At 61.0% G+C, this 14,877-nt stretch carries 15 protein-coding genes; 5 read left to right on the plus strand and 10 right to left on the minus strand.

Features of this window, described 5'->3' with window-relative positions; all coding sequences use genetic code 11:
* Positions 1–21: 21 nt before the first annotated feature.
* Genes ACXHRN_RS02635 through ACXHRN_RS02650 form a run of 4 tightly spaced genes read right to left on the minus strand, consistent with a single transcriptional unit; the run spans position 22 to position 4,644 of the window.
* Positions 22–1,287 carry a D-tagatose-bisphosphate aldolase, class II, non-catalytic subunit gene (locus ACXHRN_RS02635; protein ID WP_488639798.1) on the minus strand — a complete coding sequence of 422 codons (1,266 nt, stop codon included), beginning with the start codon at positions 1,285–1,287 and terminating at the stop codon, positions 22–24.
* A gap of 1 nt (position 1,288) precedes the next feature.
* Complete coding sequence (locus ACXHRN_RS02640; protein ID WP_488639799.1) at positions 1,289–2,272, minus strand: tagatose kinase; 984 nt, start codon at positions 2,270–2,272, stop codon at positions 1,289–1,291.
* Entirely contained in the window at positions 2,269–3,711 is a 1,443-nt protein-coding gene (locus ACXHRN_RS02645) for an ROK family protein (protein ID WP_488639800.1), read from the minus strand. Before ACXHRN_RS02645 ends, ACXHRN_RS02640 begins: the two co-directional genes overlap by 4 nt.
* 15 nt (positions 3,712–3,726) lie before the next feature.
* Positions 3,727–4,644, minus strand: a complete 918-nt coding sequence (locus ACXHRN_RS02650) for a tagatose-bisphosphate aldolase (protein ID WP_488639801.1) — start codon at positions 4,642–4,644, stop codon at positions 3,727–3,729.
* Positions 4,645–4,905: 261 nt separating this feature from the next.
* On the opposite strand from ACXHRN_RS02650, the gene ACXHRN_RS02655 reads away from it, so the two are divergent.
* The 5 genes from ACXHRN_RS02655 (at position 4,906) to ACXHRN_RS02675 (ending at position 9,794) form a co-directional block, all read left to right on the plus strand.
* Positions 4,906–5,817 carry a sugar-binding transcriptional regulator gene (locus ACXHRN_RS02655; RefSeq protein WP_488639802.1) on the plus strand — a complete coding sequence of 304 codons (912 nt, stop codon included), beginning with the start codon at positions 4,906–4,908 and terminating at the stop codon, positions 5,815–5,817.
* A gap of 174 nt (positions 5,818–5,991) precedes the next feature.
* The gene (locus tag ACXHRN_RS02660) at positions 5,992–6,981 is read left to right on the plus strand and encodes an ABC transporter substrate-binding protein (protein ID WP_488639803.1); all 990 of its coding nucleotides are present in this window, start codon (positions 5,992–5,994) and stop codon (positions 6,979–6,981) included.
* Between the two features lie 108 nt (positions 6,982–7,089).
* On the plus strand, positions 7,090–8,154 hold the full coding sequence (locus tag ACXHRN_RS02665; protein ID WP_488639804.1) for an ABC transporter permease subunit: 1,065 nt from the start codon (positions 7,090–7,092) through the stop codon (positions 8,152–8,154).
* The gene (locus ACXHRN_RS02670; protein WP_488639805.1) at positions 8,147–8,893 is read left to right on the plus strand and encodes an ATP-binding cassette domain-containing protein; all 747 of its coding nucleotides are present in this window, start codon (positions 8,147–8,149) and stop codon (positions 8,891–8,893) included. The genes ACXHRN_RS02665 and ACXHRN_RS02670 overlap by 8 nt, the downstream gene beginning before the upstream one ends.
* 85 nt (positions 8,894–8,978) lie before the next feature.
* Positions 8,979–9,794, plus strand: a complete 816-nt coding sequence (locus ACXHRN_RS02675; protein ID WP_488639806.1) for a DeoR/GlpR family DNA-binding transcription regulator — start codon at positions 8,979–8,981, stop codon at positions 9,792–9,794.
* Here ACXHRN_RS02675 and ACXHRN_RS02680 read toward each other — a convergent pair.
* The 6 genes from ACXHRN_RS02680 to ACXHRN_RS02705 form a co-directional block, all read right to left on the minus strand.
* A complete protein-coding gene (locus tag ACXHRN_RS02680) occupies positions 9,791–10,498 on the minus strand; it encodes a ribulose-phosphate 3-epimerase (RefSeq protein ID WP_488639807.1) in 708 nt (235 codons plus the stop codon). The genes ACXHRN_RS02675 and ACXHRN_RS02680 overlap by 4 nt on opposite strands.
* On the minus strand, positions 10,495–11,322 hold the full coding sequence (locus tag ACXHRN_RS02685) for an alpha/beta fold hydrolase (protein WP_488639808.1): 828 nt from the start codon (positions 11,320–11,322) through the stop codon (positions 10,495–10,497). The genes ACXHRN_RS02680 and ACXHRN_RS02685 overlap by 4 nt, the downstream gene beginning before the upstream one ends.
* Positions 11,319–12,140, minus strand: coding sequence for a sugar phosphate isomerase/epimerase family protein (locus ACXHRN_RS02690; protein ID WP_488639809.1), 822 nt, complete (start codon positions 12,138–12,140; stop codon positions 11,319–11,321). The genes ACXHRN_RS02685 and ACXHRN_RS02690 overlap by 4 nt, the downstream gene beginning before the upstream one ends.
* Positions 12,140–13,213, minus strand: a complete 1,074-nt coding sequence (locus ACXHRN_RS02695; RefSeq protein WP_488639810.1) for a Gfo/Idh/MocA family protein — start codon at positions 13,211–13,213, stop codon at positions 12,140–12,142. Before ACXHRN_RS02695 ends, ACXHRN_RS02690 begins: the two co-directional genes overlap by 1 nt.
* Before the next feature lie 135 nt (positions 13,214–13,348).
* Positions 13,349–14,134: an SDR family NAD(P)-dependent oxidoreductase gene (locus ACXHRN_RS02700; protein WP_488639811.1), complete on the minus strand. Its 786-nt coding sequence runs from the start codon at positions 14,132–14,134 to the stop codon at positions 13,349–13,351.
* Positions 14,121–14,858 carry a FadR/GntR family transcriptional regulator gene (locus ACXHRN_RS02705; protein ID WP_488639812.1) on the minus strand — a complete coding sequence of 246 codons (738 nt, stop codon included), beginning with the start codon at positions 14,856–14,858 and terminating at the stop codon, positions 14,121–14,123. The genes ACXHRN_RS02700 and ACXHRN_RS02705 overlap by 14 nt, the downstream gene beginning before the upstream one ends.
* Positions 14,859–14,877 lie beyond the last annotated feature (19 nt).

A 14,877-nucleotide genomic window follows, 5' to 3' on the forward strand; every position in this document is an offset into this window, starting at 1 on the left:
GGAAACGTTGGATGCAAAATGTCACAGCTTGACCGAGGTCGCTGCGGCATAGTTCGCGAGCACCTCGTCAACGGCCGCCATCACGATCTCGTCCACCGAGGCGGTGTTCAATCCCGCTGGCAATCCGGGAAGAAACTGGCTGAACAACGTATCCGGAATTGTTGTGTGCCTGAGAGTCTCCGTCAGCCGCGCGATCGCCGACTGTGCCTTGGCATGCGGCCAATAGTAACGGATCCGGTCCGAATAGGAATAATGGCGCAGCACGCGCAATTGCTCCTCAGCTCCCCGATAGTGCCCCTGCCAGTGGCCGGGCTCGACGAGCAGGATTTCTTCCATGGTTCGGGCTAACGGTCGCACTCCGTAAGTAGTTGCTAACTCTCCGGCAATGATATCGAGCCCGTAGAGCGCTTCTCGAAGCGCAAATGTCAGTCCCGGGCCAACCTTCAGGATCGGATATCCATCGCGCACCAAAGCCGAGAGCGCATCCACTGTCTGGTAATCGGTGGAATGCGCCTCGAAAACCAGGCCATCGCTCTCGTCGAGGACCGCACTCAACGCTGCGGCCTTGCCCGGTTGATAGGCGATGACATTTTCATGGCCGAACTCGACGCCGGGTTGGACAACGGCTGCGATCACGCGGGAGAATGCATCGGCCAGCCTGGCTTTGTGAAACACCTCGCGATGGATGCCGATCGTCGCTCTCGCTGCCGCTGCACTGGTGGGCGTAACCACATCCAGTACATGGTCAGCACCTCCCGGAACAGGAACTTCGGTGCCGATGATATAGGCGAGGCGGCTGTTATCCGATGCATATCTTTCGGCGATGGCCGCGAGCGCTGCGGCACGCTCGGCAACCACGCCATCTTCGAGTGCTGCTGGCTCGCCCGCGCAGCCCATGCTCGCATCGAGATGAAGTTTTTCGAAGCCGGCCTCGACGAACGCGCGCATCATCGCTCCGGCTTTCTCGAGCGCGACCTTGGGGGCGAGCGACTTCCAGGGATTGGGCCCGAGATGGTCGCCGCCGAGAATGAGGTTTGCTGGATCCAGCCCCTCTTCTTCAGCAATTCCAAGCACCAGTCGTCGGAAATCGGCCGGTGTCATTCCGGTGTAGCCACCTTCCTGGTTTACCTGATTGCAGGTCGCTTCGATCAGCACCGCCGTATCTGTGGCCACGCCGCGGCGGATGGCTGCCCGGATGACTAGCGGATGGGCGGAGCAGACTGAGGTAATCCCGCGTGGTGCGCCAGTGCGTCGGCTTTCTGCCAGGTTTTTCAACGCGGGATGCATGTCATCTCCTGCCGGCTTGAGCGATAAAGGCATCCAGCGTCTGAAGTGTCGATGCACCTTCCATTGGGCCGCGAACCGTAACCGCCAGCGCGCCAGCAGCATTGGCGTATTCAAGTGCCTGCTCTATTGGCAGTCCGAGCCTGCGGCAGGCCACATAGGCGCCGCCGAAGCAGTCACCGGCGCCAGTCGGATCCACTTCGTCCACCGCAAAGCCCGGTGCGTCGATGCGGCCGGCCTTGGTAAACGCCGTCGCTCCGTCGGCACCGCGCTTCAGGACGATTTCGCTGATGCCGAGACCGAGGAGATAGTCGACCGCAACGGCTTCGCTCTTCGTCGGCGCTGCGGCAAACAATTCGTCGCCCGATGGCAGCAATATATCGACGCGGCCAAGGACGGCGGCAAATCGTTCACGAAAGTCCAGGCTGGCCAGCAATTCCTTGCGGACATTCGGATCGAAGGAAAAGCTGCCGCCGCGCTCGCGGATGACGTCCATCGCATGCTTGATGACCGGCCAGGCATTGGGGATCGTCAACGCCGTCCCCATCAAATGCAGGTGGCCGGCCCGGTCGATCAATGCGCGGGCCTGTTCGGTGAGATGGAGTTCGCCCGCGGCGCTGAGCGCAATGTTAAAGACGAAATCGCGGCCGCCATCCGGTTTGTAGCGCACGAAAGCCGTTCCTGTGGGGTGTTTGGGAGCAACTGCAATTGCCGATACATCGACGCCGTCGTCTTGCAGCCGCCTTATGTTGACCTCTCCGAAATCGTCGGCACCGACCGAGGCAATGATCCCGGCCGAGGCACCCGTGCGGGCAAGCTGGTCGATGAAGATTGCCGGTGCGCCAGAGGGATATGGCCCCCTCAGCGCCAAAGGTTCCAGAAAACCCTCGCCAGGCAAATCGGCCATGATCTCGACGAGGATTTCACCGATTGTGATCGCCGGGCCGAGTGATTCCGGTGCTATTGCGGGTCTTTCGGCTTGGCTCATGCAGTCTCTCCAGGCAATGTCTTCCCTACCCATGCGATGACCGCCTCATCGGCCGGCGGCAGGGTTGTGTCGACATCATAGACTGGTCCGAGCCGCGCCGGCGAGGCCCGTGCGGCGAGTTCCACAAGTTCGGGAATATAGGCTGCACCGGGATGGCCGGGCAGGCGCTGTTCGAGCCGCGCGGCGTAGCGTTCTGCCAAGACCTCTCCGGGCGCATGGCACCAGATTTCGGCGATATCCGTCACGCCAGCGGTGGCGAGATGTTGCTGCAGCAACTCGATCGGCTGGAAGCCAAACCATGCGTCGACGATGAAGGTCGAGCCGGCCGGCGCATCGCGGACCACGGAGAAGATTGCCTGGTAGCTTGCCTTCCCCAGCGTTCGATTGAACAACCGGTCGACGCCTTCGATATGTTCAAGGAACGGATTCTTGACCGTGTCCAGCGCAAGGATCGGCCATCCCGTGCGCTCCGACAACACGTGTGACAGCCGGCTCTTTCCCGAAGCGGGAATGCCGTTGACCATGAGGATACGCTTGCCGGCCGTTTGGGTGCGAGGCTGACGGCCTGCAGCGTCAAAGGCGGCGAGACCGGCACCGATCACGCCGGCATCGTCGCCAAGAGCGGCCCCTCGCACTTCTGTGCAGTACCAGCCTTGGGGAGGAGGAAGAAAGCCAAGCGCCTCGATTGCCGCATGTCCCATGCCTCCGCCGAGCAAGAGCACCGCGGGGTCGAAGGTGGCAGACAGGGTGCCGATGGCCGCTCTCAAGGGTGCGGCCCAGTTCCGCATGACGCCCAACGCGCGCTCGTCACCGGCTCGGGCCAGCGGCAGGATGTCCTCGAAGCGCGTATTTTCGGAATAGCCGGCTTCGTCGAGATGGCGGCGAAGGGCGCTGCCGGAAGACTCTGTTTCCACGCAGCCGCGTTGCCCGCAAACGCACAGGCGGCCGGTGTGGTTGACGATCAGGTGACCGAGCTGGCCGGCGCTTTGCTTGCCATTGACGATCCTGCCTTTTTCCATCGCCGCGCCGCCGATGCCGGTGCCGATCGTCAGCATCACGACGTTCTCGACGCTGCGTGCCGCGCCGACGCCTGTCTCGCCGAGCAGTGCCATGCTGCAATCATTGGCAAGCGCGACGGGTCTGGCGAAGGTCTTCTCGATCAGCGCCTTGAAATCGCAACCGGAGAGGTCGAGATATCCGCCGGACAGAACCGCGCCGGTGACGGCATCGACCCGCCCCGGAACGCCGATACCGATGGCGATGGCGTCCGGTCCGTCCATCTCGCCGATGAGATCGAAGATCAGACCGACCGCCGTCTGGCGATCACGGCTGCCGGCAACGATCTTCTTGCAGATGATGTCTCCGGCAGCGGAGATCCGCGCGGCGCGGATATTGGTGCCGCCGATATCCACGCCGATTGTGTATTGTTGCGTTTCCATCTGTGCGGCTTGGCCTCATGCTGCCTTGCTATGGCTCGCGCGATAATAGCGCGCAATCAGCGCCTGAATATCCCGCAATCTGGAAACCGCGATTGTCGATAGTTTCGTGGCAGAAACTTCACGGTCGAGCGAGATGCAATCCTTCCACAGCGAACGGCCGGCGATGACGCCGGATGCGCCATTCTTCATGGCGGCCTCGACCTGGCCGAGGAAGGTCTGGTGATCGACGCCGGCGGACAGGACCGCCCATGGGACGTTGCCGGCGATGCGGGTGATCTCGGCACAGGATTCTTCCGAGCCGGGATAAGGGATCTTCAGCACCTTGGAACCGAGATCGAGGCAGGCGCGCGATCCTTCCTGGATCAGCATCGGGATCTTGGCTTCATAGTCTTCGACGCTCTCGCCTTCGAGACGGTAGGTCAGGAACTCGACCACGAGCAGCAGGTCTTCGCGAGCGAAATCCTCGATGCTGTTCTTCAGCGTTTCCAGGTTCTTGGTATTGGCTTCCGGCACGTCCATGCGCAGGTAGACCATGATCTTGCCGCCGGTGCCACCGAGTTCGCGAACGCGGCGGGCATTGACGCCCTCGACCATCTTGGAAATGCGGTAGCCTTCGGGCGAAGTATCCCAACCCGAGGCGTCAATGCCGATCAGCAGCGCTGTATCACGGGGCAGGATGTCGCCGTCGACGAGCTTGGGCACCGCGCACATCGGATCGACCAGCACGCAGCCGGCATGAGAGGCGAGGTGCAGGGTGATATCGGCCTTGACGTCGCCCAACACATCGTTGCCGATCTTGGCCTGTTCTTCCGGCGTGGAGGCGAGAAGCGTGCGCATGCCTCCGCGTTGATCGCAGGCGATCACCATCATTGCCCCGCTGGCGCCGCAGATCTGTTGGTACCCGCGCCGTTCCGCTGTCGTCATTGCTGCCATCGTGTATACTCCTGCTCCGCCCGATATCTGGCGGCTGTTGATCGAATGCCCGGCGGAGCTCGGAAAAAAGACAATATCGTAGCGCCTCGCGGCCTCATGTGAGACGCGTCTGAACAAGCCGGAAATTAGGCATCTTTAGCGCATTGCGATTTTGCTGTTTTTCAGCGATAACTCCTCCAAGTCGCGTTCATGTAACACGTTTCAGAAAGGAATTGCAAGCTGCCTCCGCAACCCACCCAGGAAACACCTGCTTCGCGGGCGATGCTGCACATGGTCGCCAAGCTGCATTATGAGGGCGATATGGCACAGGTGGATATTGCCCGGAAGCTGGGTGTGTCGACGGCAACCGTCTCCCGCCTGCTGCAGAAAGCGCGTTCCGTCGGCATCGTCAGGATCGAGGTGCTGGACCTTGCGTCACCCGAGGAGATCGTGCTCGATCTGGTCGAAGCCCTGGGTGTCAGGCGTGCTGCCGTCATCGACACGCCGGCCTCGGGTGTTCTGGGTGCGCTTGCTGCGCCGCTCGGCAATCTGCTGAAGGAAGAAGGCTTGGGCACAGGATCCATTCTGGGCATTGGCTGGGGCCGCGCGGTGCGTGAAGTGCTGGAGGCGGGCTTGCCGCGCATTCCCGGCGTGCTCGCAGTACCGCTGAATGGTGGCATGCAGCAGGCTGCGCCGCATTTTCAGATCAACGAGTTCGCCCGACAGGCGGCCGAGCAGATGGGCGGCGTACCGCACTTCCTGCATGCGCCCTACCTGTCTTCGACCGAATTACGGGAGGCTTTCCTCAGTGATCCGTTCGTCCAGGAAACGACCGGGCTCTGGGATCGCATGGACTGTTGCATCGTTGGCATCGGGCTGCCGCATGCGATCAATCCGCCGGAGGCCAGCGCCGCGACCTTGAACGAGCAAGCGCTCAGTGCGGTTGGCGATGTCATCCGCCACTACGTTGATGCTGAGGGCACAATTCTCAATTGGGACGGTGAGCAGCGCATGATCGCTGCATCGCCGGATCAACTGCGGCGCACCAAGCTTTCGATCGGTGTCGCGGCGACTGTCGAGAAGGCGGCCGGGATCGTCGGCGCCGTGCGTTCCGGCATGATCAACGCCGTGGTGACGGATACCGCGACTGCGCAGGCGATTCTGGACATCGTTCGGGCATCGCCACGAAATTGAATTTTGTGCGGCCGCTAGGCCATTTGCAATAAACGCAAAAAAACGCAAGAAATTCGTTACAGGAATATATTTCGCTTGACGAACAGGCATTCTCGGCGTGATATGGTTTCAACCGGTTCCTGGAGGAGTTGACCGGGTACCGATAGAGGAACCAGCTCACATAAGGAGGAGACCATGGAGCGCCGTTCATTCTTCAAGATTGCCGCAGCAGCGACGATTGCAGCTTCGGCTGCATTGACCGCAGGTCATGCAAGTGCTGCAGACAAGAAATTCACCATCGCACTTGTGCCCGGCCTGACGACCGACGCATTCTACATCACCATGCGCAAGGGCGCCGAAGCCGCTGCCAAGGCCGTGGGCGCTGATCTGGTTTTCCAGGGCGCTCCGGACTTCAACCCGGTAACCCAGGTTCCTGTTCTCGATGCCGTCATTGCCAAGCATCCCGACGCGATCCTGATCGCGCCGACCGATAAGACCCAGCTCGTCCAGCCGCTCAAGAAGGCTGCCGATGCCGGTATCCCGGTGTTCACCGTCGACACCTTCATTGGCACCGGCGTCTACCAGACGGGCGCTGGCGATGCGGACTTCCCGCTTTCCTACATTGCCTCTGACAACATCCTTGGCGGCGAGATTGCTGCGCGCGCGCTGGCAAACGCGATCGGCGACAAGGGCAAGGTCTACGTGTCCAACGTCAAGCCTGGCATTTCCACCACCGACCAGCGCGAAGAAGGCTTCAAGCGCGAAATGGCCAAGCATCCTGGCATCGAGGTGCTGGAAACCCAGTTCAACGAAGACGATGCCAACAAGGCAGCGTCGCAGCTTCAGGCGGTGTTCGCGCGCAATCCCGACCTCGCTGGCGTGTTCGGCGCCAACCTGTTCTCGGCGCTCGGCGCAGCCAATGGCGTGCAGCAGGCTGGGCAGACAGGCAAGGTGCGTGTCGTTGCCTTCGATGCGCCTACCAGCATCGTCGACAATATCAATTCCGGCCTGGTTGACCTGGCGATTGCCCAGCATCCCGCCGAAATCGGCTACTTCGGCGTCATGGCCGCTTATGCCCACCTGACCGGCAATTCGGTACCAACTGCGATCGGCACCGGCTTTACGGTCATCGACAAGAGCAATGTGGCCGACCCGAACGTCGCCCGGTTCATCTATTCCGACTAAGTCCTCCCAACGACTCAGGCATCCGGCTTAGTGCCGGATGCCTCTTTCTTTTGGCTCTTTCAGACGGAGGCGTGTCGCTCAGCCGCGCCCCGCTGTCCGGAAACCGTGATGTCAGAACAACAAGTATCCCTAGATGATGCGACCAAACACGTGGCGCCCCAGGCCGATCACGGCGAAGTGGCCAAGTCCGTGGTCCAGCGCATCGCGCAATTGCGAGCATGGCTGTTTCTCGCCGGCCTGCTGGTGACGTTCGAAATATGGGCCCGCGTCGATTTCGGCGGCACATTCATTTTCTCTTCCTATAACTGGCAATCGGTCGCCGTCTTTGCGGTCGCGCCCCTGCTGATCGCCGTCGGCCAGACCTTCGTCATCATTTCGGGCGGCATCGACCTTTCCACGGGCTTCATCATGGGGCTTGCGGCGGTGGTTGCGGCCCATCTCACCAATATTGCCGGGCTCTATATGCCGCTGCCCTTCGCTATGCTCGTTGGCATTTTCTGCGCGATCCTCGCCGCGGGCATTCCAGGCATCGTCAATGGGTTGCTGATCTCGCGGCTTAAGGTGCCGCCGTTCATTGGCACGCTCGGCATGTTCGGTGTGGCGCGCGGCGCGGCATTCCTGCTCGCCGGCGGCACCACAGTTCCGGTGTCCAATTCCTATTTTGCCGCGCTCGGCAACGGCCGCTTTTTCGGCATCCCCTATCTGGTCATCGTCACCGGCATCTTCGTGTTGCTGATGCACTATCTTCTCAGCCAGACGCGGTTCGGCCAGCACAATTACGCAATCGGCGCCAATGTGCAGGCGGCACGCCGCGCCGGTATCGACATCAAGGCGCATATCCTGCGGCTTTACGTCCTGTCGGCAATGTGTGCGGGGCTGGGTGGCGCGCTCTATGCTGCCCGCTTCACGGCTGGCGCGGCACAAGCCGGCGAACCACTGCTGCTCGATAGCGTGGCGGCCGTCGTCATCGGTGGCGCAAGCCTGTTCGGCGGCTCGGGCTCGATCATCGGCACCGTTGCCGGTGCGCTCGTCATCGCGGTCATCCAGTATGGGCTGGTGTTTCTCGATGTCGAACCCTTCTGGCAATTCATTGCCGTTGGTGTCGTCATTATCATTTCCGTGCTGATCGACCAGGCCCAGCGCCGCTTCAGCGGAGGCAAGCAAGATGAATAGTCAAACCCCGCTTCTCGAGGTCCGCAATCTGTCCCGTCACTTCGGCGCGGTGCGTGCGCTCGATGATTGCTCGCTGGTTGTCCATCCGGGTGAAGTCGTGGCCTTGGCCGGTGACAACGGCGCTGGCAAGACGACGATGATCAAGGCCATCTCGGGCGTCTATCCGCCGACATCGGGCGAAATCCTGATTGAGGGCAAGCCGGTGACCTTCTCTTCGCCGCAGGAGGCACGGGAGCTTGGCATCGAAACGATCTACCAGGATCTGGCGCTTGCCGACAATCTCACCATCGGCGCCAACATTTTCCTCGGCCGTGAACCGATGCGCAAGGCTTTCGGCTTCCTGCCTGTCATCGACCGCAAGGCTATGGCCAAGGCAGCCGGCGAGACGATGGCGCTTCTGGATTTCCATGTGAAGCGCCTTGATGCGCCGGTCAGCAATTTCTCCGGCGGTCAGCGTCAGGCAGTTGCCATCGGCCGCGCCGTCTATTGGAATGCCAAGATCCTGATTATGGACGAGCCGACGGCAGCGCTCGGCGTGCCGGAGCAGCGCAAGGTGATTTCGCTGATCAAGTCGCTGAAGGCGCAAGGGCGTGGGGTCATCTTCATCTCCCATAATCTCCAGGATATTTTCGCGGTATCCGACAGGATCGTGGTGCTGCGGCGAGGTGTCGTCGCCGGTGAAAGATTGATTACCGAGACGACACATGACGAAGTCGTCAAGCTGATGATCGGCGGCTGAGGTTCCGCCTTGGCAACCCACATACGTGCCTGTTAGAGAAGGGTCGGTCGGTTGATCGGCCCTCTATCTGTTGTGACGGGAGACCATGGAAGACCAGTCTGATAGCGCCAGATCGCCATCGCAGACATCGGGCAGTGCCGCGATGCCAGCCGTTCGTCACAACCGGCTTGTGGAGCTTCTGCGCGAGCACGGCCAGATGACCGTCAACGAGATGGTCGAGCAGCTCTCGGTTTCTCGCGACACGATACGCCGCGACCTCGACCAGCTCGAGGGCAGGGGCCTGCTGCTGAGGACACACGGCGGTGCAATTTACAATGACACGCTCGTTCGGGTCGACACCACGCTCGGCTCGCGCATGGATGCTTTCACATCTGCCAAGCAGAGGATGGGCAAGGCGGCTGCGGCCCTGATCCGCGATGGCGAGACGTTGATCATCAATGGCGGCTCGAGCACTTGTTTTTTCGCCGCCGCGCTCGGCGACCGGCAGAATCTGACTGTTATCACCAACAATCTCCGCCTGCCACCGGTGACGCCGGAAAGCTGCCTGCGCTCGGTCCATATTCTGGGCGGGGCCTATTGGCCGGTGTCACAGGTGACGATCGGTCCAGTCGGCTTTCCCGAAGTCGCCGGTATCAGCGCCGACACTGCCGTGATCGGCGCCACCGGCATATCCGCCGGTGGGGTTTCGATGGGCCGGCTGGAAGAAGCGTCGGAAACGACCGCGATGATCAAGGTTGCCTCGCGAACGATCGCGCTGCTCGATCAAAGCAAATTCAATGTCACGGCCTTCGCCCGCATCGCGACATTCAGCCAGATCACCTTTGTGGTGACGGACGCCTGGCCGCCCGACGCCATAGTGACGGCTCTCAAGAAGGCCGGAACCCAACTGATCGTTTGCTAGAGACCTCGAAGCCAGGCAATTCTCGCGGCCAGATCCGGATCTCCAAAGGCCAGCGAGCCGAGTACTACCGTTTCTGCGCCGGCGCTGCGAAGGGCGGGAACGGTATTGTCGCGAATGCCGCCGTCTGCGGCCAGCACGATGTCCTTGCGGCCCGCGTCGTTGAGAATGCGACGAGCCTGCTGAAGGCGTGCGCATGCGCTATCTGACAATCCCTGTCCCTTAACGCCGATGGCAGTGCCAAGCAAAGTGACGAAGGACAGCCAATCGATCAGCGGCCGGATCGTCTCCACGGGCGTTTCAATCCGCAACACGACACCCGCCTCAAGACCAAGCGACCTGATCAACGTCAGTGCTTCGACAGTCACTGGCCCATTTTCAGGATGGACCGAGATCAGATCGGCGCCGGCCTCGGCAAATTGCCTGACCTGGCTGAGCACGATGTCGCCCTCCACCATCAAATGCACATGGATCGGCTTCTTGGTCAGCTTGCGGATGCGCGCCATCTGATCGGGAAAAAACAGGAATGACGGTGCAAACCGGCCATCGGCAACGTCGGCATGATAGAGATCGACGAATTCATCGACGCGACTGATGTCGCCTTCGAGATTTGCAAGATCGGCGGACCAGAGCGAGAACTCCCCGAGCAGCCGGTCGCGGGGCAGTGCTTGCAGCCAGGCGGCTTGCGGGTTTGAAGCTGTGTTCATCGAGCGGGTTCCTCAGTGATGGCGTATTTTCGCAGGAATGCGCCCATCGTGGCACGCAGTTCCGCGGTATAGCGGGTCTTGTCGACAGCCTTGGGTGTGATCTCGGCGAGGTGGGCATGAGGGATCATCTCGGCCAGACGGCGGGCATGGTCGAGTGGGTGCACCAGGTCATGGCCATGACCGACGATCAGAATCGGGATATCCAATGCGCGCAATTGTGTTTCGGTGATCCCCGGCCCATCGAGCGCGATTGCTTCCAGGAGATCGGCAAGTCGAGTGGGATCATCACGATCGAAAAAGCCTACTAGCGATGCCAAATTGTCTGGCGCCTCGGATGAGAGCCGGAGACCGGTTGGCGAGCTGGCAAACATCTCCCTTCCATCCCGTCCATATCTCCGCAAAAGCTGCGCGGCTTCGGCAAAAGGGCGCATGTTGTCCGGCGCCGGTTGGGTCATCCATGCTGGCCGCACGAGCATGAGCGCCGAGATGCGTTTGGGGTAGGCGATGGCCAGCCTCAGCGCGATGGCCGCGCCCATGGAAATGCCGCCGACAGCGAAGTGCGATACGCCGAGCCTGTCCGCAACGGCCAGTACGTCTTCGGCAAATCCACCAATCGAATATCGATCACGCGATCCATGGGGCGAAAGCCCATGGCCACGGCATTCCACCGTGATGCGCAGGCAAGGCACATTGTCCGGGAAACTGTCAGCCACCTGATGTCTATCGCCGCCCAGGCCATGCTGGAAAACGACCGGATAGCCTTGGCCCTGATCCACGACATTGACCAGAGTGCCGTCCTGCAGAGGCACAGACGTCTCACTCATGCGAGCAGCCCGGCCAGGAAGCGCGCCACATCCGGCGCCTCGCGCTCTTCCAACCCGTGAGTGACGACTGCGCCGTCAAATCCCACTTCTCTCAGGCGGTCGATGAAGTCGGGAAAATCAACGACGCCACGTCCAGCCGTGACAAATTGTCCATCGGCGTCGCGATCCTTCGCGTGTGCCATGGAAATGCGGTCGCCCAGTCGCTCGACCGAACGCGCCACGATATCGCGGGCTTCAGCCGGCGTTGCCCGTTCAAAGAGATTGGCGGGGTCGAGCACGATCCTGATGGCGCGGGAAGGCACGTCGCGCATCAGCCGCAGTGCACTGTCGGCGTCCTGTACCACATTGGCCTGCTCGGGCTCGATGCCGAGAGAAATGCCGTGAGCCTCGGCAAAGGCTGCCGCCCTTTCCATCTCCGTCACCAGGTCTCGCCACGCGTGCGGGCTGCTATTGTCTGGATGATGGCGCCATTGGTCATCGGCATCGCGTGTCCCGGTGCAGAGCGTTACCAGCGGTATCGCCAGCCGAGCGGCGATCTTGAGGGAGAGTTCGAGCCGCCTCATGCCGGCGTCGCGGACAGCCCTGTCGGGATGGATCATGTTGTATGTGGCGGACAGTGCTGCGATCTCGACGCCGGTTGCTTGTCGGGCGGCAACGATGGCGAGGATGGCCGATTCCTCGACGGCATCCGGCATGGGAGGCAGCCCGGAGCAGGCGAAATTGTACTGCACGCAGGCATAACCGGACGCTGCGGCGCGCGCCAACACGGCTTGTGGATCCGTTCCTGCAAAGGTCTTGGCGAATATCCCTGCGCGCATCACACCGAACCCTGCATACCAGCGACATCAATGCTCTGCCCGGTTTCCACGGACCGGGCAATCGCGGCCATCGCCTTCACTGAAGCCAGACCATCGTCGATATTGGCGCCGCGCATCGGCACGCCATCCAGGATAACGTCGGCGAAACCTTCGAGCTGGCGGCGATAGAAATGACCATCGGCCCCCAGCGGGCGTTCGTAAGTGGCCGTCTTTTCACGGAAGATCTCAACGTCGCTTGAGCGATAATACCAGGGGTTATAGGTCTTGGCGACCACGCTGCCATTCTCGCCATAGAGCTGGAAGCCCTCGTGCCAATCCATCCGCACCGCGACAGTCAGATCGAGATGACCGAGCGTGCCGTCGGAAAAACCCGTTTCCACGAACCAGCAATAGGCGCCGAACCGCTCCAGCAGGCGGGCCCGCACCCACTCGATCTCGCCGCAGAGATGCCGTGCCAGATCGACCAGATGGCTGCCATGCGCCAGCATGTAATAGCGCTTGAGGTCGGCCTTCGGATTGCCGGCGGGCTTTAGCGCTGCCCTGCTGAGGATCGGCAGCGGCTGCACGGCATCCGTCATCGTGTAGCGATGGGTGCTGTCGCAATACCATGCCTTAAGCGCCATCCGGGCGCCCATTTCCTCATCGATGAATTGCTTGGCAGCCTCGATGCCCGGGTCGAAGCGCTTCATATTGCCGATCTGCAGCACCTTGCCGGTCTTTCGAACCGTCTCGGCAAGCGCCTCAACTTCCTCGACATTGACGCCGATCGGCTTTTCGCACAGCACGTGTTTTCCCGCCTCCAGTGCCTTGATGGCGGTTGGGACATGGAATGCATCCGATATGGCGATGATCACCGCCTCCAGCGCCGGGTCCGCCAGCATTTCATCGTAATCGAGATAGATCTTCTCCGGCTGATAGGTCGCGCCCATTCGGGCGGCCAGATCAGGGGCGGCGTCGCAGATCGCGTAGAGGCAGGCATTGCGCGCTTTAACGCTCGATTCAAAATGCGCAAATTGCGCGATCGGTCCGCAACCGAGAACGCCGACACGCAACTGCCGTTCCTGTTTTTTCAACGCTTCCTCCTACGCCATTGGCGCAGATATTGGTCAGCGTTTTCGTGCTGTATGTCAATACAAAAATGCATATATACGCAAACAAGCGCAAAGAAACGCAATGCGCTTGCCGTCTTTCATCGACATCGGTGAGAGCTATTGAACGCCAAGTCCGGCCAGCAAGCCTCCATCTATTCTGTAATCTGAACCGGTAATGAAACCGGCGCGGTCGGAGGCGAGGAACGCCACGAGACCGGCGACCTCTTCCGGCTCGCCGATGCGGCCGATCGGATGGGCGGCGCCAAATCGCTTGAAGACATCATCGACATCGGCACTCTCGCCGTCGAACGTGCGGGCAGCGAGTTCGAGTATTGGGGTGCGCACTGAACCGGGGCTTATGGAATTGACCCTGATCTTGTCGCCGGCATGGTCGAGTGCCATTGCGCGCGTCAGCGCATGGATTGCGCCCTTGGTTGCTACATAGGCGGCAACATTCTTCTGGCATGCGTGTCCCTGGACCGAGGCGATGTTAACGATGGCACCGCCGCCGCGCTTCACCATCAACGGAATACCGAAATGCGCCGTCAGTTGGATCGATCCGACATTGACAGCATAGGCGCGAAGAAACACGTCCGACTCGGTCGTCACGACTGTGCCATAGGGGTGGATAGCCGCCGAATTGACGATAATGTCGAGGCCGCCGAATTCGGTGGCGAGCATATCGGTCGCAGCCTTGATCTCGTCCGCTAATGACACGTCGGTCTTGCGCACCACGATATCAAGCCGATCGCGGCCGGCAATCTCATTGAGTTCAGTGTTGGATTTGTCGTCGATGCCCAGGCTAAGCACACGCGCACCAGCTCTTGCTAGTTCCAGCGCGGACGCACGGCCAATTCCCGATGTGCCGGTGACCAGCGCCACCTTGCCGTCAAACTCCCCCATCAATTCCTCCTCGAGAAAGCGCTGCTCCCGGCACGAACCGCATGCCATAATCCAGATGGCGGCCGACCAGATAGGCATAGGCGATGCGGTCGCGCGCTCTCAACGCGTCGATGATTTCCTGATGTGCGGTGAACGTCGCTTCCTTGATTGGCCGTTCTTCCTTGCCGAGCGTCATGATATCCATCACCGCGTCGCGCTGGTAACGAAAGCTCGCCAGCAGCACGCTATTGCCGGCCAGGCCGACCAGTTGATCGTGGAAGGCGAAATCTCGCTGGGCGGCTTCGGTCACATTCTGAGCCGAGAGGATGTGCCGATTGGTCTCTTCGAGCCTCTGCAGATCTTCTTCGCTCAGGGTCAGCATCACAGCGTCGCCGGCGCCGATCTCGATGATCTTGCGGAAGCCCTGAACCTCACGAAAGGAGGCGGGCGAAATCTTGTGATGCAGCGTCATCAATTGCGATACGGCATGATTTTGCCGATTGGCAAGAACCGCGCCCGTCTTGGGCTTGATGTCGATGACGCCGTAGGCGCGAAGATACTGCAATGCTTCGCGCACGGTGTTGCGGCTGCTGCCGAACAACTGGCCGAGTTCGCGCTCGGTCGGCAGCGGGTCGCCGAATGCCAGGCCGCGCTCCGCGATCATCGTCTGGACGTGTTCGACAAGCCGCTCGACGGCAGAGCCGCGCGGGGAGCTTTTCGATATCTCCGCTTCGACAGTTTCCATGCGTGCTACTCGTGGTCCC

It is taken from the genome of Shinella sp. OV683 (assembly GCF_057787725.1).